Source organism: Bacillus sp. JKS001846, from assembly GCF_900176455.1.
GTDB lineage: Bacteria > Bacillota > Bacilli > Bacillales > Bacillaceae_G > Bacillus_A > Bacillus_A cereus.
Map to the genome: position 1 here is coordinate 2,708,776 of NZ_FWYG01000001.1, position 20,269 is coordinate 2,729,044.

Sequence of the window (20,269 nt, forward strand, 5' to 3'; positions counted from 1 at the left end):
TTGTATGGTTTTTTAATTCAAAGAAATGGATATTTAATTATTAAATTACTCTTGCATATTTTGGAATATGATTATACAATATCGATATGCGATGTATCGTAAGTCGATATATCATAAGGCGATGTATCGGAGGTAGTTATAATGAATGGGAAGGCGCAAAAATATATTCCGTTAACTGAGGCGACATATTACATATTATTGTCACTCGTGAAGCCGTTGCATGGCTACGGAATTATGCAAATGGTAGAAGAGATGACAAATGGGGAAGTAAAGCTCGGCCCTGGTACTTTATATGGAAATACGACGAAATTACTAAAAGAGAAGTTAATTGTTGAAGTTGCCTCTACAGACAGAAAGAAGTGCTATGAGTTAACGCCGTTTGGGAGAGAAGTGCTGGAACTGGAGTACAATAGATTGCAGAGATCTGTAAGGAATGGAAATAGTATATTAGGGGAGTGAATGGAAGATGGAGATAAAAAGGGTATTTAAATTTTTTACGGCATGGAATTTAGAAAAAGAAGAAGCTTTTTTACGAAAGATGCATCAGCAAGGTTGGGCATTACAAAAATATAATTTAATGTATACGTTTCAGAAAACTGAGCCAAAAGATGTAATATACAAAGCTGATTTTAGATTGGTTTATAGAGATTCGAAAGAACAACAACAAGAGTATTTCGAAATATACGAAATGTCAGGTTGGAAACGCGTAACAAGTTTCACAAGATGGAATTATTTTTGTAAAGAGGTAGAAGAGGTTAATGAATTGCCTGATATTTACTCAGAAAAAGAGACGAGGATACAAAAACTAAATGAATTATTGCTATTCCTTGTTATTATATCAGCAAGTATATTACCATCAATGTATAACCTATTTTTAAGCCCGATGGAATCAAGATTGCCAATGTGGGCGAAAGTTACGACAGGTCTTTCAGGTTGTATGTGGATGTACTTTTTTATAAGACTCTCTTGGAAAATCAAAAAATTAAAAAGTGAAATATTATAATAAAGAGTGGAGTTTAAAAGAAGTTGATGAGAGGGAAAACCGGGATCAACTTCTTTTGTTTCTATATAAACGTAATTTGCTCACTCTTTTTTACATAATAAAAACTATGCAATTAAGGTGTAGAACTACTAGTTAAGTATTAAAATCTTATAACCAAATAAAAATCATAAATGAATAAGAAATGATTCTTAATAATAAACCACTAGTCAAAATGATCCGAAATCCTAAATATTAATATTACTTGATGTATTGCCCTTTTTTGAATATTAGCAAAATAGTGCGAAGTTTAACATATAATAAGGAAGAAATCCATTTTTAATTAACTTATTAAACGAAAAAATCCCTTATAGAAAAATCTATTTCTATAAGGGATAATCATGTTTTTATTAGAAAGACTGATTTTGAGCAGGTTTAATAAATTGTTCTGGGTTTTCAACAAGCCCACATACAGCGCATTGGACGCGATAAGTAGGTCCTTGATAGGCCATATGAAAAGCATTCATCGTTTCATTTGTGTATTCTTCTTCTACTTGACCAGTTTGTGGATTTAATTTGACTGGTTTTACTTGTTGCTCAAGAATATTAAAGCGGGTACGGTTTGTTTTACAACTTGGACATAGCATTGGTTCCATATGTATACACCTCCATTTGTATCATTTCTTAAAATCTTTAATTTTATGCAAGCAAAAAACTTTCTCAATATAAATAGGTGTTTAATGTATTTAAAATTCAGAAAAAATAAAATATAATAAAAGTACGAACTGGTTATGTCCAAACCAAATCTCCTGTTTTATGCCAATAAGCTGGGGGGCCGAGAAATCGGCCTCATTTTTTTTTGCTCATTACTACAAGGAACAAGGTTTTTATGAGACTTTTGTCGAAATTTTAGGAATAGATACAAAGGGGGATGTAAAATGAATTTGAAAATGAAGTACATCATTTTATATGTAGAAAAGTTTGAGGCATGTTTAAGGTTCTATAAAGATATTTTACAGTTACCTATAAAAGCAGAGCACGGAACATATATTGAATTTAATACTGGAACTACCATTTTAGCGATGAATACGCGGCAAGATGTGAAAGAATTAACAGGACTACCGCTTACAGAAGGTGAATTACAGTCTTCTCATTTCGAATTAGGATTCGTTGTTGAGAATGTACAAGAAACGATTGAGCAATTTAGAGAACAAGGAATCAAGATTTTAGTTGAACCTATTGTAAAACCGTGGGGACAAACAATTGCCTACATTGCTGATCCAGATGGAAATTATATTGAAATTTGCAGTTCATTAGAATAGAAGGAGAAAAAGAGATGGGGTTTCCGAGACTAGAAACAGAACGTTTACAATTAAGAGAACTAACACTGTTAGATGCAGAAACGATGTTCCGTTATTTTTCAAAAGAATCTGTTATACGTTATTTCGGAATGGATTCTTTTGAAAATATTGAGCAAGCGAAAACAACGATTCAAACGTTTAAAAATCGTTATGAAGAGGGCAGTGTATTTCGCTGGGGAATCGAGAAAAAAGGGACGGGCCAATTAATCGGAACGTGCGGATTTCATTTAATTAATAATCATCATAAACGAGCTGAAATTGGTTATGAATTAGACGATACATATTGGGGACAGGGGTATGCATCTGAAGCATTACAAGCAATTTTAGCTTATGGATTTGAAACATTGCAACTTATAAGAATCGCAGCGGTTGTATATGTAGAAAATAAATCTTCTCAAAAATTGTTAATAAAAGCAGGATTTCAAGAAGAAGGATTACTTCGAAAATATATGATTCAAAATGGAGTTGCTCATGATACTATTTTATATTCTTTATTAAAAGAAGAGTGGAAGAAGTAATGAGCACAAACGAACTTATAACGATTATGAAGAAGCATAGGGAAAATAGATTCATTTTAGGTATAGATGGTTTAAGTCGATCTGGAAAAACAACATTCGTAGCAAATTTAAAAGAAAATATGAAACAAGAAGGCATTCCGTTTCATATTTTCCATATTGATGATCACATAGTGGAGCGTAATAAACGATATCATACTGGATATGAAGAATGGTACGAGTATTATTATTTACAATGGGACATTGAATGGCTAAGGCAGAAATTTTTTCAAAAGCTACAACATGAAACAAAATTGAAATTACCTTTCTTTCATGAAGAAACAGATATATGTGAAATGGAAAAAGTACAGATTCCTATTGTAGGGGTAATTGTTATTGAAGGAGTTTTTCTGCAGCGAAAAGAATGGAGAGATTTCTTTCATTATATGGTCTATTTGGACTGTCCAAGAGAGACAAGGTTTCTACGTGAGAGTGAGGAGACACAGAAAAACCTTTCAAAGTTTGAAAATAGGTATTGGAAAGCAGAGGATTATTACTTAGAAACGGAATTGCCTAGGGATAGGGCGGATTTAGTCATCCAATGATTTGAAAATAGAAGGTGAATAGAATGAATATTTTATGGGATTTTGATGGGACGTTATTTGATACGTATCCTGCATATACAATAATGCTTTCTGAAATATTAGGTGACTCAGTAGAAAAACAAGAAATATACAAAAACTTAAAAATATCATACTCTCATGCAATTCAGTATTATAATATTTCATGCGAGCAGGAAGAAAAGATTAAAGTTTTGAAGGGAAAATTCACGCCAAAAGATATGAAACCTTTTGCAGGTGTCGAAGAGGTTTTGAAATTTGCAGATAAAAATGTGATTATGACCCATAAACATAGGGCAGGAGTTATGGACATTTTAAAATATTACGGCTGGGAAAAATACTTTGTAGATATGGTTACAATTGACGATGGCTTTCCCCGAAAGCCCAACTCTTTAGCTTATAATCATTTACATAAAAAGCATAATATTGATTTAGCTATTGGAGATAGAGAATTAGATTTATTACCTGCAAAAGAATTAGGTATTTCAACATGTATGTTTCAAGGTAATTGTGATGTAGCGGATTATTCTTTATCACATTACTCGGAGTTTTTTAAGATAGTGAGTGATAGAGAGTTTTCTTTATAAAAAAAGTTATTAATAAAGACTGAATCTTTCATTTTAAAGGTACAGTCTTTATTTTTTAGAACTCTTTCATTTTGTTCTGCATTAACAGGCAGCCTGATTGGTTCAACTAATAATCAGTGGAGGGTGAACAAAACTTCCACTGATTAAAGTTTCACTTTATTTTCTGTATATAATAATTACTAGAGATAAAAGGATAATCGTCCATTTTTATTAAGGAAGTAGCCAGGTTAATTGTTAGATAGAAATAAACTGAAAGATAAAGTGATAGCGTCCACTTTATCTTTTTTATATTTTAACCAAATTATGGTTATTCATGTTAATATGAACTCATAGCTATATAGAAGGGATGGGGTTAGTATGAAAACTGAAATTGTTCCTAAAAAGAAGTACAGTATAATAAGCTATGTATCTTTACTCATCGGCATTTTGTGTTTTCTATTCGTTTTTATAACGCCAACAAGGATAGCCAATGCAGGTAATATAGTTGGAGATTATATTACAATTGCCCTGACAGGTGTAGGTATCATGCTTTCAATAATCACAATGACGAAAAGAACAGAGAAGAAGGGAATTGCTATTCTTTCATTAATACTGCCCTCATCATTTTTTATATTCTGGATCATAGCAATTATCCTATTGTTTACTGGTCAAATTAGTTTTGCGCCGTAATGTATAATAAAAAGATTCCTTCTCGTATGATATCGATATCAGGTTCAGTTACGGGAGAGAGAATATAAAATAACACATAAATTAGGGATGTAAATCACATATGATTTAGCAACCCTTTTTTTATTGTTATTATAGTGTTTAAGCACTTTTATATAGTTAAATAGCGTTCTAAATAACAAGATAAATGGAAGAATTATGTTAAAATAATTATAAAGATTATGAAAAAATGTTCTTAAACTAACAGTCAGGTTACTTTAAGAAAGTTTTTTCAAAGGAAATGGTAAATATCATATTTTGAAGGGGTGATTGTAGTGGAGTAAGTAATGTTTTTAATCTTGGTTAAATACTTTGAAGGTAGGGGTTTATAGCTATGAATACAAAACTAATAATAGTAGAAGGGTTACCTGGATTTGGAAAATCAACCGCTGCAAAGCTAATAAATGAAATTTTAAGCCAAAATAAAATTGAAGTTGAACTATTTTTAGAAGGAAATTTGAACCACCCAGCCGACTATGATGGTGTATCTTGTTTTAATAAATTTGAGTTTGATAGATTATTATCTAACAGTGGGGATTTTAAAGAAGTGCTCCTTAAGAAAGTTCTAAAAAAAGGAAGCAATTATTTATTACCATACAGAAAGATAAAAAATGAGTTTGGTAACCAGTTTTCGGACGAATTATTTAACGTTATTTTAAAAAATGATATATATGAATTATCATTCGATAAAAATGTTGAATTAATTGTTGACAAATGGAATGACTTTGCTGAAACTGCTCTAGAAGACAATAAGGTTTATATCTTTGAATGTTGTTTCATACAAAATCCATTAACAATTGGGATGATTAAATATGGTGAACAAAAAGAAAAAATAATAAATTATGTAATGAAAGTTGCAAAAATCATAGAGAATTTAAATCCAATGTTATTGTATGTAGAACAAGATAATCTTGAATTTTCATTTAGGAAGGCGTTAAAAGAAAGAACTCCAGAATGGTCCACAGGAATTATTGACTATTACACTAACCAAGGCTATGGGAAAGAACATAACCATTCAGGTGTAGAAGGAGCGATAAAAGTTCTTGAAGCTAGAAGGAATTTAGAATTAGAAATATTCGATATGTTAAAAATGAAAAAAGAAAAAATCAATAATACAAAATATGAAATTGACTCATATAGGTCAATGTTAAAAGATAAGTTAGCCATACAAATGGTGAAATAGCTTTTTACACTAACTGGTGCTTTAGTTGAAGAAGGAAATAAAGACGCTCAGAATATCTTCTGAGCGTTTTATTTTGTTATTTCTAATGGTTATTAGCATTTTTCTCTTCCTACACTGAACCCATTACTCATATGAAGGACTCTTTTTACTCGGTATCTTCAGGTTGATATTCTAAAATATCACCCGGTTGGCATTCTAATGCTTTACATATTGCTTCTAAAGTTGAAAAACGGACTGCTTTTGCTTTTCCATTTTTCAAGATAGAAAGGTTAGCCATTGTAATTCCAACCTTCTCCGAAAGTTCTGTTACACTCATTTTTCTTTTTGCTAACATTACATCAATATTAATAATAATTGCCATATTATTCACCTCAGACCGTTAAATCATTTTCTGATTTTATATCTATAGCATCTTTTAATAGTCTTTGGAGAACGGCAGCAAAGACCGCGATTACCATTGAAGCAAAAATCATAATCATTCCGATAATAATAATGCCGGGGGCGTCATCTCTCTCTGCCACGAGATAGAAAAGTGGCATACCTAATATATATAATACACTAATTGCCAATGCGCTGTACTTAATATTTTTTAATGCTTGAACAGATAACTCTGAGAATGCGTTATTTTTATCAATATAGTTTAAAAGCTTAAATGTTTGGTACAGTGCGAAGTAATAAGGTATTGCTGTTGCGTATAAATTGATAAATACAAGATATTTAATATATGCAATATCTGGATATAATTCTGCGGCGAAATTTCCTATTTTAGGCACTAAAAAAATGCACATAGCAAGAACCGGGATTCCGATCAGAATTACAACGGTCTTTAAAAAGAGTGTGGATCCTTGTTTCATAAAAAGCACCTCATTTATTTAATATCTTATTAATTTAACATGGAATTTATTGTTTAACAATAAATTTTTATTTCTTTTAATCGAGGATTTATTGTTAAACAAGTAATTAATGAAAAGGATGTTAAATCTTTTTTATAAGATAAATGATACATATCGATATTTAATTAAAGAAAGAGAAAGTAACTATTGTTAGCTTTATGAGAATTGGGAACTAATAAAACATATGTAGGTTTTGGTATGGAAAAGGAAATAAGGTGTATTGAAATGAATGCAAAGTTTATGGAGGAACAATCATGTTGAATTATGGTGTGAAGATGAAAAAGTTACTATTAGTGGGAGCTATAATAGTAAGCGTATTAAGTACGGAAAGTATGATGAATTATCATGCGGCCAAAGCTAAGGTGAAAAAAGTAGAACACCAGCCTAAAAATATAATTATGATGGTTATGGACGGAACGAGTTCAACGGCGACAACATTGGCTCGCTGGTATAAAGGGGCACCGCTTACGTTAGATCAAATTGTAACAGGAGGTGTTCGTACGTTTTCGGCGGAATCAGCTATTACAGACTCAGCGCCAGCAGCAACAGCTTTAGCAACTGGAAATAAATCGAATTCAGGATATGTAGGTATATTACCTTCTATTGTAAGTTCGCCTAGCTTACAGCCAATAAAAGAAGAAGAAAAGTTACGGCCGGTCGCAAACGTATTAGAAGGCGCAAAATGTACTGGTCGTGCAACTGGCATTGTTGCTACATCTGAAATTCAGCATGCTACTCCGGCCGGATTCTCCGCTCACCATGTCAATCGCAAACATTTTGACGTAATTGCGAAGCAACAAGTGTATCAAAATATAGATGTTGTATTAGGTGGGGGAAAAGCGGCACTGCTACCTATAAAAAGTAATGGGATCCGAAAAGATGGTGAAGATTTAGTAAAGGTGATTCAAAACAAAGGATACGACTTTGTTGAAACGAAAGATGCGTTATTGAACTCCAAATCTAATAAAATTTGGGGCTCTTTCTCACATCATGCTCTTGCGTTTGATATGGATCGTATAGCAACAAATCCAGAACAACCAACACTTTCTCAAATGACAGAAAAAGCAATTCAAACATTATCAAAAGATAAAGATGGCTTCTTTTTATTCATAGAAGGTAGTAAGCCTGATTGGGCAGCTCATGCTAATGATCCAATTGGGATGATTAGTGATGTATTGGCATTTGATGAAGCGGTAGCAAAGGCGTTACAATTTGCGAAGAAAGATGGGGATACGATGCTCATCGCTTTAACTGATCATGGTAACAGCGGCATCTCTATAGGGAATAGGAATACGACAAAAGGATACAATACTACACCGGTTTCTGCATACATTGATCCATTGAAAAAGGCGAAAATGACACTTGAAGGAACTATAAATAAACTGAAATCTGATTTATCAAATGTAGAAGATGTAGCTAAACTATACGGTTTGGATAATCTAACTCATGATGAAAAAGAAAAATTAAAAGTGGCAAAAAAGAAAATGGATGTAGGACGAATTCTTACTACATTATTGGCTAATCGTGCAAATATCGGCTTTACGACAGGAGGACATACAGGTGAGGATGTATTCTTACATTCTTATGGACCTCAAAAACCAGAAGGCTTAATCCAAAATACAGACATTGCGAAGACGATGGCGAAAGCGATGGGCTTTAACTTAGAAGAAGTAACGAATAAAATATTTTTAGAGAGTGAACAAGCCTTTAAGAAAATCGGTGCAACTGTAACAGCCAACAAAACCGAAGGAGCAAACCCGTTACTCGTAGTAAAACATAATAAAGTAGAAGCACAATTATTTGGTAACAAAAATATAATTCGTATCAATGGTAAAGGGTATGAATTAAGAAGTATTATTGTAGAGAGTAATGGAAAGTGCTATGTACCAGAAGAAGCAATTCAACTATTTGTAAAGCATTCTCGTTAAAAAATTGCCAACCAGTTAAGCTAACTGGTGGCAATTTTTTGTGTTTATTCTAAATATAAGTGTTCGAATTGTTTTGTAAAGTTTTCCATATGAGACTTGTATAAATGTTAAAGGGAAATTATATTTTTTTCTTACATTAAAAAATTTCGTTTTGTAGAATAAGAAGTTATACATATAGTAAAGTCTAATGTGTTATCAATTAATATTTACGAAAAATATATTAATAATTTAGAATTTCTTTAATGTTCATTATTTTTTATTTAAGGTTATCCGTTATATTTATAATATGTTTATTTCAATTTATTGTATTGAAGCTCAGTTTTATATAATTATAAAGCAATCATCAAAATAAAATCTCCACTAGAGTAAATTTATTATTTTTTTGCGGAAATTATTATGCAGCTAAGAAAACTGTAATTTATTGAATTAGAAATATATTAGAATTTAGTTGAAGAAAGAGAGAGGGAATAAAATGAATATAGTGCACTTACGTCCTAAACAGCGGTCTAAGTATCGCATTATGCTAGGGAAGTGGTATTACTCTACAAAGAGGTACATTCAGTGGTTAGCAGACGGAAAAACATATGCAAAAAGGTTTCAACAAGAAAAGCTACCTTGTACAGCAATTCAGCACCGAACGATATTACTTCGTAAGCTCAAAGATGTAGATATGTGGTATCAACAGAATAAGGTTGTTAATTTGAAAATTGCTGTTAAAAAACTAAATGGTATCGTCATTAGACCGGGAGAAACATTTTCTTACTGGCGTTTAATAGGTAAGCCAACGAGGAAAAAAGGGTATGTAGAAGGTATGGTATTACATTACGGATCTTTTCAAACAGGTATTGGAGGAGGTCTTTGTCAGCTTTCGAATTTAATATATTGGATGACTTTACATACACCACTGACAGTAACAGAACGATATCGTCATAGCTTTGATGTCTTTCCTGACTCTAGGCGCACTCAACCGTTTGGGAGTGGGGCGACTTGTTCCTATAACTATTTGGATTTACAAATTAAAAATGAAACGGACCAACCGTATCAACTTCACCTTTATATGACAGATGAACATTTAGTTGGTGAATGGAGAACAGTCTATCCGCAACTTTATCAATATGAAGTGTATGAGAAAGAACACTCAATTCAACCTGCATACTGGGGCGGTTATATACGACATAATGTGATTCAACGTAAAGTATATAATCAACAGAAACAGTTAATAGAAGATCAATATGTAACAGAGAATCACGCTATAATGATGTACGAACCACTATTAGCTTGTAATAATGAGAATAGTGAGTAATATGGTAATCCATAGATTAAATAGTATAGAAAATATTTAATTCTTATTTTTATTAAAAAAGCATGAATCCCAGATTTACTGGGTTTTGATTGTAACTAAGAACATATAAAAGTTCACTGTTATTTATAGGAGAGTCTGTTTGTTTTTATATCTTATGTATTTCACCCTGCATAAAAAAATCTTTTTCAACATTTTATTTGTTGAAAAAGATTGAATATTCGTATTATAACGAATATTATGTTGTTATCGGCAAAAAACGATAATTTGCAGACACTGGGGAGGAAATACATTGAAAAAGAAAAAGAAATTAAAACCATTAGCGGTATTAACAACAGCAGCAGTACTAAGTAGTACGTTTGCTTTTGGAGGTCACGCAGCGTATGCTGAGACACCAACATCATCTCTACCAATAGATGAGCACTTAATACCGGAGGAGCGTTTGGCTGAAGCGCTAAAACAACGGGGGGTAATTGATCAATCTGCATCACAAGCTGAGACTTCAAAGGCTGTCGAAAAATATGTTGAGAAAAAGAAAGGGGAAAACCCTGGGAAAGAAATCTTAACAGGAGATAGTCTTACGCAAGAAGCCTCTGACTTTATGAAAAAAGTAAAAGATGCAAAAATGAGGGAAAATGAACAGGCGCAGCAGCCTGAAGTAGGCCCAGTAGCTGGACAAGGTGCAGCATTGAACCCTGGGAAATTAAATGGAAAAGTACCTACTACATCAGCGAAGCAAGAAGAATACAATGGAGCTGTTCGAAAAGATAAAGTACTTGTTTTACTTGTAGAATTTAGCGATTTTAAACATAACAATATTGATCAAGAGCCAGGATACATGTATTCTAAGGACTTTAATCGTGAACATTATCAAAAAATGTTATTTGGTGATGAACCATTTACTTTATTTGATGGATCGAAGATTAACACATTTAAGCAATATTATGAAGAACAATCTGGTGGTAGCTATACAGTTGATGGGACTGTAACAGAATGGCTTACTGTTCCAGGAAAAGCATCAGATTATGGTGCTGATGCGGGTACTGGTCATGATAACAAGGGACCTTTAGGACCAAAAGATCTTGTGAAAGAAGCATTAAAAGCAGCGGTAGCAAAAGGGATAAATTTAGCAGACTTTGATCAATATGATCAGTACGATCAAAATGGTAATGGAAATAAAAACGAGCCAGACGGCATTATTGATCATTTAATGGTTGTACATGCTGGTGTTGGTCAAGAAGCTGGCGGCGGTAAATTGAAAGATGATGCGATTTGGTCACATCGTTCAAAATTAGGTTCAAAACCATATGCAATTGATGGCACGAAATCTTCTGTTTCGAACTGGGGCGGAAAGATGGCTGCATATGATTATACAATCGAGCCTGAAGACGGAGCAGTTGGTGTGTTTGCACATGAGTATGGCCATGATTTAGGCTTACCAGATGAATATGATACAAAGTACTCAGGACAAGGTGAACCTGTTGAGTCATGGTCTATTATGAGTGGTGGTAGCTGGGCTGGAAAAATTGCAGGAACAGAGCCAACGAGTTTCTCGCCACAAAATAAAGAGTTTTTCCAAAAGAATATGAAGGGGAACTGGGCGAATATTCTTGAAGTAGATTATGACAAACTTAGCAAAGGAATCGGTGTTGCAACATATGTAGATCAAAGTACTACAAAATCTAAACGACCTGGAATTGTTCGTGTTAACTTGCCGGACAAAGATATAAAAAATATCGAATCAGCGTTTGGTAAGAAGTTCTATTACAGTACAAAAGGAAATGACATTCATACAACACTTGAGACACCAGTATTTGACTTAACAAATGCAAAGGATGCTAAGTTCGATTATAAGGCATTTTACGAACTTGAAGCGAAGTATGATTTCCTTGACGTATATGCGATTGCAGAAGATGGAACGAAGACACGCATTGATAGAATGGGCGAAAAAGATATAAAAGGCGGCGCGGATACAACTGATGGTAAGTGGGTTGATAAATCATACGATTTAAGCCAATTCAAAGGAAAAAAAGTAAAACTGCAATTTGAGTACTTAACAGATATTGCAGTAGCTTATAAAGGATTTGCGTTAGATAATGCAGCCTTAACTGTAGATGGAAAAGTTGTTTTCTCTGATGATGCAGAAGGTCAGCCTGCAATGACGTTAAAAGGCTTTACTGTGTCTAACGGATTTGAACAGAAAAAACATAATTACTATGTAGAGTGGAGAAATTACGCTGGTTCTGACACTGCGTTACAATATGCACGTGGCCCAGTATTTAATACAGGAATGGTTGTATGGTATGCGGATCAAAGCTTTACAGATAACTGGGTAGGCGTTCATCCAGGTGAAGGGTTCTTAGGAGTAGTAGATTCTCATCCAGAGGCAATTGTAGGGACATTAAACGGACAACCTACTGTGAAGAGCAGTACGCGTTATCAAATTGCCGATGCGGCATTCTCATTTGATCAAACACCAGCATGGAAAGTAAATTCACCAACACGCGGTATCTTTGATTATAAAGGATTACCAGGAGTGGCAAAATTTGATGATTCTAAGCAATACATCAACAGCGTTATTCCTGATGCAGGACGTAAGTTACCGAAGCTAGGACTGAAGTTTGAAGTGGTAGGCCAAGCTGAAGACAAGTCTGCAGGTGCAGTTTGGCTTCATCGATAAAATAAGGTAAAAAGAAGAGAAGCTGCGATAAGTCGGTGAAACTGACTGATTGCAGCTTTTTTCTTCTTGTGAAAAAACTCGCTGTTTTTTATGTACTTATTGGAAAAATATGAAGTTTCTTTGATACATAAAATGCTCCGTCTGTCCAATTATAGAAGCTATTTTGGACGTAAGAAATTTGTAAGTAATGAGTAAGAAAAAAGAGATTTTCATAGTATAAAATATTTATTATAGCTACTTTTAACACCTGCTACTAATAGTGTGCTATAATATGAATTAGCAACAAAAAGGAAAGGAATTAGAACAATGACCTTAGAAAATACTAAAAATTTAAAAAAACAAGTTGCTCCTTTTGAAAAATCAACGATTAAAAAAAGTGTTTGGCAACTGATCAACACAATCGTGCCATTTATTATTTTATGGTACCTTGCTTATAAAAGTTTGTCAGTTTCTTATTGGTTAACATTAGTTCCAGCACTGTTAGCCGCTGGATTTATGACAAGGATTTTCATTATTTTTCATGATTGTACCCATTATTCATTCTTTAAAAGTCGACGTGCAAATAGAATAGTTGGAACGTGTATGGGTGTTTTAACATTATTCCCATTTGATCAGTGGGGGCATGAGCATTCTATTCACCACGCTACGAGTGGTAATTTGGATAAGAGGGGTACAGGGGATATTTGGACGCTTACAGTAGATGAATATGTAGCAGCACCATTTAGACTCCGTTTAGCATATCGTTTATATCGCAATCCATTCGTTATGTTTGGGTTAGGCCCGATTTATGTTTTCTTGCTTAAAAATAGATTTAACCGAAAAGGTGCTAGAAAAAAAGAACGTATGAACACTTATTTAACGAATATTTTAATCGTTGCTATTGTAGGAATGCTTTGCTGGGCAATTGGATGGCAATCGTTTCTTTTAGTACATGGTTCTATATTTTTAATAGCAGGTTCAATAGGGATTTGGCTGTTTTACGTACAGCACACATTCGAGGATTCTTATTTTGAAGAAGATAAAGAATGGGAATATGTGAAAGCGGCAGTGGAAGGAAGTTCTTTTTATAAACTTCCAAAAATTTTGCAATTTCTAACGGGTAATATTGGATTTCATCATGTTCACCATTTAAGTCCAAGAGTACCTAACTATAAACTAGAAGAGGCACACAACAATACCCTTCCTTTAAAAAATGTACCAACAATTACGCTTGCTACAAGCTTGCGTTCACTCCGTTTCCGTCTTTGGGATGAGAAAAGTAACAATTTTGTTAGCTTTAAAGATGTCAAAAATATAATTAAAAATAATGTTTCTGTTCGGGTGAAATCTGAACTATAATTGCATCGTATATAAAATTCCCCTTAATCATTTTCGATTTAAGGGGAGTTTTTGTTTAAAGATTAGATGCCAGATAAGAAGAAAAATTAAATGTTCAAATTGTAATGGAAGCAGATTAGGAATTGCTAGTACGTAAGTACAAATACAAGATAACAATAAATGCATTATGTTAACAAGTGGAGTTATCATGAATTTTCCATTACGATAACTGTTCATAAATCCGACGAAAATTAATAGCAAAAGGGGGATCGTACAACAGTATATCTAAAAAATTAGAAAAGACTTGAACGGAAATTTCATTCATTTTTCTTGGTGTTCCGCATTCCATACACTTAAATAGGATGCATATTCTAATTCATCTGGATTGTCATGTAACATAGAAATGAATTCTAATTTATTTCTATCACAATCTAGAAAGTATACACTTGCAGCGGGCATCCACCTTTGGACAATTGGCTCTTGATTTCCTTTTCCTTGACTTCCTATCACTTCTATTCCACGCTCCTCTAACCACGCTTTAGAAGTCATTAAAAACTCTAAATTTACACCAAAAGCAAAATGTCTCAGCTCAAAGTCTTCGATATTATTTACTTCCCATAGTCCAAGCATTTGTTTTTTATTTTCTCCGACCCAAAAGAAAGCCACTCTTCTTTTGGAGAGTTTTCTTGCTAAGGTTAATCCTAGCTTGTTTTGATAGAAATTTATCGCTTTTTCTAAATTTCTTACATGTAAATGAGTTTCGTATATGTTCTGTATCATTATGATCATTCCTTTCTTTCTTGATAACTACCAGTTGAGTAATAAATGTAGTTCTAATAATGTACAGCTATATCTGATATACCTATTTATTATTATATCGAAATTGAAATACGATAAATCCAACTGAGGTAGCAAGTTCAAATGAAAATTTTACTACTTTTGTAGGAGAAGAGAAAAATCCATTAAATTCAGGTGAACTCATATTTAAATAATAAAAAAAGACAACACATGAAGTGAAACGCCACGTGTTGTCTTTTTTGTATCGTACAATATTACGAAGTTTCGCTAATTTTAGTTTCACTTTGAGTGTTAGTTGCAATTCTTTTCTTAACTTTAAAGTGATAGTAAGTATAGCAAAAGATGATAAATGGTACAGTACAATAAATGCCTAGTCTTTGATCTGGGATAAAGATAAGACTTACTAATATAATGCCATACAATCCAAAACCAAGAATTGGTACAAGGGGATAGAGTGGAGTTCTGAACTTCAAGTCGTCTAATTTCCCACCTTCAGCTAAATAGTGTTTGCGGAAAAAGAATTGAGAAACACAAATTGACATCCAAACAATAATTGTTATGACTCCAGAAATGGAAATTAACCATAAGTAAACCGTTTCAGCAGCTACGACGCTTGTTAAAAGAGAAAAAGCAGAAATAGCTATTGTCATGATTAAAGCGTTGAGAGGAATCCCACGTGATGATAATTTCTTTAAAAATGCTGGAGCCATTTCGTTTTTTGATAAAGACCAAAGCATTCGAGTAGCAGCGTATAGTCCTGAGTTTGCAACAGAAAGAACAGCAGTAAGAATAACAAAGTTCATAATATCAGCTGCATATGGAATACCGATATTATCAAAAACAGCAACGAATGGGCTCTTTGTGAGTCCTGCTTCTTCCCAAGGAATTAAAGCAACAAGAACAAAGATTGCTAAAACGAAGAAAAACATTGTGCGCCATATAATATTTCTAATAGAACGAGGTAAAGTTTTTGCTGGATCTTCACTTTCACCTGCTGCGATTCCGACAAGCTCTGTACCTTGGAAGGAATAATTGACTGTAACCATTGTTAATAGAATAGCTGCAAGTCCATTCGGAAATAAACCACCATGATTTACGAAATTTGAAAGGAGTGGAGCTGGTTCGTCGCCTTTTAAATCAATAAAGCCGAACATAGCGGCGCCACCAAGAATTATAAAAGCTATAATGGCAGATACTTTTATACTTGAAAACCAAAATTCTGTTTCTGCATAACTACGAGCAGATAATGCGTTAATAGTAAAGATTGTAACGCCAAATATTAAACACCAAGCCCAAACAGGAATATCAGGAAACCAGCGCTGCATTGTAATACCGGCAGTTGTAAATTCAAGACCGGTCGTATTCGCCCAGCTTAACCAATACAACCATCCGATTGTAAAGCCAGTTGCAGGATTGATGAATTTAGTGGCATATTCCTGGAAAGAACCCGAAACAGGCATGGCTACAGCGAGTTCACCAAGACATAGCATAACGAAATACATTAATAATCCACCGGCCATAAAGGCAAGTACGGATCCACCAGGTCCAGCTTGACTTATTATAAAGCCAGATCCGTTAAATAACCCCGTTCCAATCACACCACCGAGTGCAATCATGAATAAGTGTCTACTTTTCATCGTACGTTTTAATTCATTGTTTGTATTGTTTACTTGCGCCATTGTTTTCCTCACTTTCGTAGTTGATAGAATAAAGTTTGATGTTTTTCCGTATTATGGAATGTATTCCGTGATGTGAAATCTTGTTATAATTTTCAGATAATTAAAAAGAAAAGTCAATATTTTTTTGTTTGCGTTTTCAATTCGTTGTTAGTGATATATTTTTATTGTTAGAAAATTGAATAAATATATTGATTTCATTTCGAATGTTTGCTAAATTGATAGTTAATTAAACGTACTAACATACTACGAGTAAAGTTGAGGCGAGTTATGGTACAGTCCATTGATCGAGCGATAAGTATTATTAAATTATTGAATTCTACAAATGAAAAAGAGTATTGGGCTATTTCTGATATAGCTGATGGAACACATCTCCCAGTTAGTACAGTACATAGATTACTTAACTCTCTAATGGAGCATGGGTTAGTTACACAAATACCAGAGACAAAACAGTACAAAATTGGACCAATGTGGATGGAAATAGGGTTACGTCAATTGGAGAAGGTAGACTACAGATCAGTTGCAAGAGAAGTGATGAAGCGGTTGGCCTTTGAAGTCGAAGAAAGTGTCTATTTAAATATTCCAAACGGAACACATTCTATTATCATTGAAAGAATTGATAGTCCTTTAAAAATTCGAGTTATCGATAATCTAGGGGAACAAATTCCACTTTCAATTGGTGCCGCAAATAAAACGATGCTTGCCAATATGAAAACGAATGAAATGGAACATATTGTAGAACATTTACTTTCTTCATTACCAGAACAAAAGCAAATTCTTCTTAATCAAATAAAGCAAATAAAAAATGAAGGATATGCTGTCAGTTATGGTGAAAAAACAGAAGGGACAGCTTCAGTAGCTGCACCTATTATCGGATTTAATCATAAAGTAGTAGGAGCATTAAGTGTTGGGTTAATTAGTCATCGTATTAATGATGATCGACTATCTTTTCTTATTAGCAAGGTAAAACAAGCAGCTCATGAAATATCAATAAAAATCGGCAGTACATCAGAACTATAATTTTGATAGCTGTCGTCATTTTTTATTCATATACTGGAATTCGTTTTCATAATGCGGAAAAATAGGGGGATTTATATGTCAAGGTGGCAATCAAAAGAACAATTGATTCAATTATTAAGCAGTCTTGTTGAAATTCCTAGTATTACAGGTACAGAGGCTGAAGTGATATTGCCAGACTTTGTTGTGGAGCAATTATCTGATTTACAGTACTTCAAAGAAAACCCGCACCATGTGCAAAAAAATCCGACGGGGGACGGACGATATTTTGTTACAGCACTAGTAAAGAAAAGTGATAGTACAAAAAATACTGTAATTCTAGTAAGTCACTTTGATGTTGTAGATGTACAAGATTACGGAGTGTGGAAAGAAGATGCATTTAATCCTAAAAAGTTAACATCTATGTTTTATTCTCATAAAGATGAACTTCCAGACCATGTACGTGAAGATATAGAACATGGAGATTGGCTGTTTGGTAGAGGAACAATGGACATGAAATGCGGCCTCGCATTACAAATGGCAATGATTGAACAAGCATGTGAAGGAAGATTCGATGGGAATGTTCTTTTATTGGCTGTACCAGATGAAGAAGTGAATTCTGTAGGGATGAGGGCCGCTGTTCCGAGACTATTAGATTTAGCAAGAGAGCATAATTTAGATTATAAAACGGTCTTAAACTCAGAGCCTATGTTTTCAAGACATCCTGGTGACCAAAATAAGTATATTTACACTGGCTCTATTGGTAAAGTGTTACCTGGTTTTCTTTGCTACGGAAAAGAGACACATGTAGGTGAACCTTTTGCAGGGTTAAATGGGAGTTATATGGCTTCATTAATAACAGCAGAACTAGAGTTAAACACAGACCTTTGTGATATTGTAGAAGGGGAAGCGAGTCCTCCACCAACTAACTTACTTCAAAGGGACTTAAAAGAGGATTATTCTGTACAAATTCCGCATCGTGCAGTCACATTATTTAATTTGTTTTTATTAGAAAAATCAATGACAGATGTAGTTTCATTGTTACGTCAAAAAGTAACGAAAGTAGCAGAGAAAATAGAAGAGTCGTATGAAAAACATGCATATCGTTTTTCTAAATATAATCCATTTATACCACCTAATCTCAAAGTAAATGTATTAACTTATGAAGAGCTTATCACATATGCAATTGAGCAACATGGACGAGAAAAAATAGATCATATTCAATCTAATATTATAAAAAATAGAGGAGATAAAGATGATCGTGCGGTAACGATTGATTTAGTAGATAAATTAGCGATTTTATGTAAAGAAAAGGCACCGATGATTGTACTTTTCTTCGCTCCGCCGTACTATCCAGCTGTGAGTTCACGCAACAATCCTTTAATAAAAGAGGTAGTTGTAGAAATGGAAAAGTATGCACATTACAATCATAAAATTACATTTGAAAACCAAAATTATTTTGGGGGGATTTCAGATTTAAGCTATGTAGGCTTGCAGTATCCACTGGATTCAATGAGTTCGCTTGTAGACAATATGCCATTATGGGATAAAGGCTATTCAATTCCGCTTCAGGAATTAGAAGAGTTTGATGTTCCAGTATTAAATATGGGACCGGTAGGAAAAGATGCACATCAATGGACAGAACGTCTAGATGTAAACTACGCATTTGAAACACTATTAGATATGTTACCGAAATGCATTGAAAAATTATTAGTTTCTAATAAAATTACACAATCATAGTAGGGAATAGGTAAGGGATAAAACAGAACCTTTAAAGAAGAGTCGAATCAAATTATTTTAATATAATTAAAAAGTAGAACGGCCAAGCTCAATTTTATATGAGTTTGGCCGTTTATCATGTAGTGAATTTTTAATTAAAATTATGTGAATTCATAGCTAACGTAATCTCTTTTATAGTTTTATTTTTTAGTTTGACCAGATAGTTCAACAGACTTTTGCGTACAACGCTGCATAGCTGAAATAATCGCTGTTCGTAATCCTTTTTCCTCTAATGTTGCTACAGCTTCTATTGTCGTTCCGCCAGGAGAACAAACCATATCTTTCAATTCACCTGGATGTATTCCTGTTTCTAGTACCATTTTTGCAGAGCCTAACACAGCTTGAGCAGCGAATTTATATGCTTGATTTCTTGGCATACCATCTAGTACAGCAGCATCTGCCATCGCTTCTATAATCATATATACATAAGCTGGTGAAGAACCACTTACGGATGTGACAACATCCATTAATTTTTCACTTACGATCTCTGTTTGACCAAAACTATTGAAAATGTTTAGTACATCTTCTAAATCTTTTTCTGTCACCATTTCATTAGGGCATAATGCAGACATTCCTTCTCCAACAAGAGCAGGAGTATTAGGCATTACTCTTACAACCTTTACTTTTTTATTAAAGGCATTTTCAGTACTTTCAATACTTTTTCCAGCAGCGATCGTAACGATGATAGCATCGTTTTTGATTACTTCTTTTATTTCATTAATTATTGATGAATATAGGTCTGGTTTGATTGATAAAATTAAAATATCAGCATTTTTAGCTACTTTATTGTTGTCGGTAGTTGTAGTTAGCCCATATTTTTCACTAGCATTTTTTAAATTAGCAGTGTTTAAATCTGAACAAATAATTTGATTTGAAGATACTATATTTTTGTTTATCATTCCGCCAATCATAGCCATTCCCATATTTCCGCAACCGATGAATCCAATTTGTTTATCCATAATAACTCAATCTT

Annotated in this window: 20 protein-coding genes; 14 read left to right on the top strand and 6 right to left on the bottom strand. The window is 33.5% G+C overall.

What is annotated here, in order from left to right:
- The first annotated feature begins 141 nt into the window (after nucleotides 1–141).
- Nucleotides 142–459 (top strand): PadR family transcriptional regulator, encoded by a 318-nt coding sequence (locus B9A45_RS14580; protein WP_001013432.1) that lies wholly within the window; start codon nucleotides 142–144, stop codon nucleotides 457–459.
- Between the two features lie 7 nt (nucleotides 460–466).
- Nucleotides 467–1,003 (top strand): DUF2812 domain-containing protein, encoded by a 537-nt coding sequence (locus B9A45_RS14585; protein ID WP_058839993.1) that lies wholly within the window; start codon nucleotides 467–469, stop codon nucleotides 1,001–1,003.
- A gap of 386 nt (nucleotides 1,004–1,389) precedes the next feature.
- On the opposite strand, the gene B9A45_RS14590 is transcribed toward B9A45_RS14585, so the two are convergent.
- Nucleotides 1,390–1,635: a hypothetical protein gene (locus B9A45_RS14590; RefSeq protein WP_000433609.1), complete on the bottom strand. Its 246-nt coding sequence runs from the start codon at nucleotides 1,633–1,635 to the stop codon at nucleotides 1,390–1,392.
- Nucleotides 1,636–1,917: 282 nt separating this feature from the next.
- Here B9A45_RS14590 and B9A45_RS14595 point away from each other — a divergent pair, with 282 nt between their 5' ends.
- The 6 genes from B9A45_RS14595 (at nucleotide 1,918) to B9A45_RS14620 (ending at nucleotide 5,929) form a co-directional block, all read left to right on the top strand.
- On the top strand, nucleotides 1,918–2,301 hold the full coding sequence (locus B9A45_RS14595) for a VOC family protein (protein ID WP_001049847.1): 384 nt from the start codon (nucleotides 1,918–1,920) through the stop codon (nucleotides 2,299–2,301).
- Between the two features lie 14 nt (nucleotides 2,302–2,315).
- Entirely contained in the window at nucleotides 2,316–2,858 is a 543-nt protein-coding gene (locus tag B9A45_RS14600; protein ID WP_084064193.1) for a GNAT family N-acetyltransferase, read from the top strand.
- Complete coding sequence (locus B9A45_RS14605; RefSeq protein WP_000106112.1) at nucleotides 2,858–3,439, top strand: kinase; 582 nt, start codon at nucleotides 2,858–2,860, stop codon at nucleotides 3,437–3,439. Before B9A45_RS14600 ends, B9A45_RS14605 begins: the two co-directional genes overlap by 1 nt.
- A 23-nt stretch (nucleotides 3,440–3,462) precedes the next feature.
- A complete protein-coding gene (locus B9A45_RS14610; RefSeq protein WP_001024220.1) occupies nucleotides 3,463–4,041 on the top strand; it encodes an HAD-IA family hydrolase in 579 nt (192 codons plus the stop codon).
- Between the two features lie 357 nt (nucleotides 4,042–4,398).
- Nucleotides 4,399–4,710 (top strand): hypothetical protein, encoded by a 312-nt coding sequence (locus tag B9A45_RS14615; RefSeq protein WP_058839990.1) that lies wholly within the window; start codon nucleotides 4,399–4,401, stop codon nucleotides 4,708–4,710.
- Nucleotides 4,711–5,080: 370 nt separating this feature from the next.
- Nucleotides 5,081–5,929 (top strand): P-loop NTPase family protein, encoded by an 849-nt coding sequence (locus tag B9A45_RS14620; RefSeq protein WP_058839989.1) that lies wholly within the window; start codon nucleotides 5,081–5,083, stop codon nucleotides 5,927–5,929.
- 145 nt (nucleotides 5,930–6,074) lie between these two features.
- Here the strand turns inward: B9A45_RS14620 and B9A45_RS14625 are convergent, their stop codons facing one another.
- Nucleotides 6,075–6,290, bottom strand: coding sequence for a helix-turn-helix domain-containing protein (locus B9A45_RS14625; RefSeq protein WP_000974619.1), 216 nt, complete (start codon nucleotides 6,288–6,290; stop codon nucleotides 6,075–6,077).
- 10 nt (nucleotides 6,291–6,300) lie between these two features.
- Entirely contained in the window at nucleotides 6,301–6,783 is a 483-nt protein-coding gene (locus B9A45_RS14630) for a DUF2975 domain-containing protein (protein ID WP_058839988.1), read from the bottom strand.
- Nucleotides 6,784–7,076: 293 nt separating this feature from the next.
- Between B9A45_RS14630 and B9A45_RS14635 the strand changes: the two genes are divergently transcribed.
- The 4 genes from B9A45_RS14635 to B9A45_RS14650 all read left to right on the top strand — a co-directional run bounded on the left by B9A45_RS14635 (nucleotide 7,077) and on the right by B9A45_RS14650 (nucleotide 14,068).
- The gene (locus B9A45_RS14635; RefSeq protein ID WP_084064194.1) at nucleotides 7,077–8,750 is read left to right on the top strand and encodes an alkaline phosphatase; all 1,674 of its coding nucleotides are present in this window, start codon (nucleotides 7,077–7,079) and stop codon (nucleotides 8,748–8,750) included.
- A gap of 472 nt (nucleotides 8,751–9,222) precedes the next feature.
- Nucleotides 9,223–10,053, top strand: a complete 831-nt coding sequence (locus tag B9A45_RS14640) for a VanW family protein (RefSeq protein WP_001028242.1) — start codon at nucleotides 9,223–9,225, stop codon at nucleotides 10,051–10,053.
- A 289-nt stretch (nucleotides 10,054–10,342) separates the two neighbouring features.
- Nucleotides 10,343–12,730 (top strand): immune inhibitor A domain-containing protein, encoded by a 2,388-nt coding sequence (locus B9A45_RS14645; protein WP_000727451.1) that lies wholly within the window; start codon nucleotides 10,343–10,345, stop codon nucleotides 12,728–12,730.
- Between the two features lie 306 nt (nucleotides 12,731–13,036).
- Nucleotides 13,037–14,068: a Delta(5) desaturase DesA gene (locus tag B9A45_RS14650; protein WP_000171499.1), complete on the top strand. Its 1,032-nt coding sequence runs from the start codon at nucleotides 13,037–13,039 to the stop codon at nucleotides 14,066–14,068.
- A gap of 300 nt (nucleotides 14,069–14,368) precedes the next feature.
- On the opposite strand, the gene B9A45_RS14655 is transcribed toward B9A45_RS14650, so the two are convergent.
- Nucleotides 14,369–14,827, bottom strand: a complete 459-nt coding sequence (locus B9A45_RS14655) for a VOC family protein (RefSeq protein WP_000615639.1) — start codon at nucleotides 14,825–14,827, stop codon at nucleotides 14,369–14,371.
- Between the two features lie 272 nt (nucleotides 14,828–15,099).
- Entirely contained in the window at nucleotides 15,100–16,524 is a 1,425-nt protein-coding gene (locus B9A45_RS14665; RefSeq protein WP_000079962.1) for an amino acid permease, read from the bottom strand.
- Nucleotides 16,525–16,791: 267 nt separating this feature from the next.
- Between B9A45_RS14665 and B9A45_RS14675 the strand changes: the two genes are divergently transcribed.
- Both B9A45_RS14675 and B9A45_RS14680 read left to right on the top strand, forming a co-directional pair.
- Nucleotides 16,792–17,541, top strand: coding sequence for an IclR family transcriptional regulator (locus B9A45_RS14675; RefSeq protein ID WP_000250746.1), 750 nt, complete (start codon nucleotides 16,792–16,794; stop codon nucleotides 17,539–17,541).
- Nucleotides 17,542–17,592: 51 nt separating this feature from the next.
- Complete coding sequence (locus tag B9A45_RS14680; RefSeq protein WP_113623474.1) at nucleotides 17,593–19,257, top strand: M20/M25/M40 family metallo-hydrolase; 1,665 nt, start codon at nucleotides 17,593–17,595, stop codon at nucleotides 19,255–19,257.
- A 179-nt stretch (nucleotides 19,258–19,436) separates the two neighbouring features.
- On the opposite strand, the gene proC is transcribed toward B9A45_RS14680, so the two are convergent.
- A complete protein-coding gene (gene proC / locus B9A45_RS14685) occupies nucleotides 19,437–20,255 on the bottom strand; it encodes a pyrroline-5-carboxylate reductase (protein WP_000360729.1) in 819 nt (272 codons plus the stop codon).
- Nucleotides 20,256–20,269 lie beyond the last annotated feature (14 nt).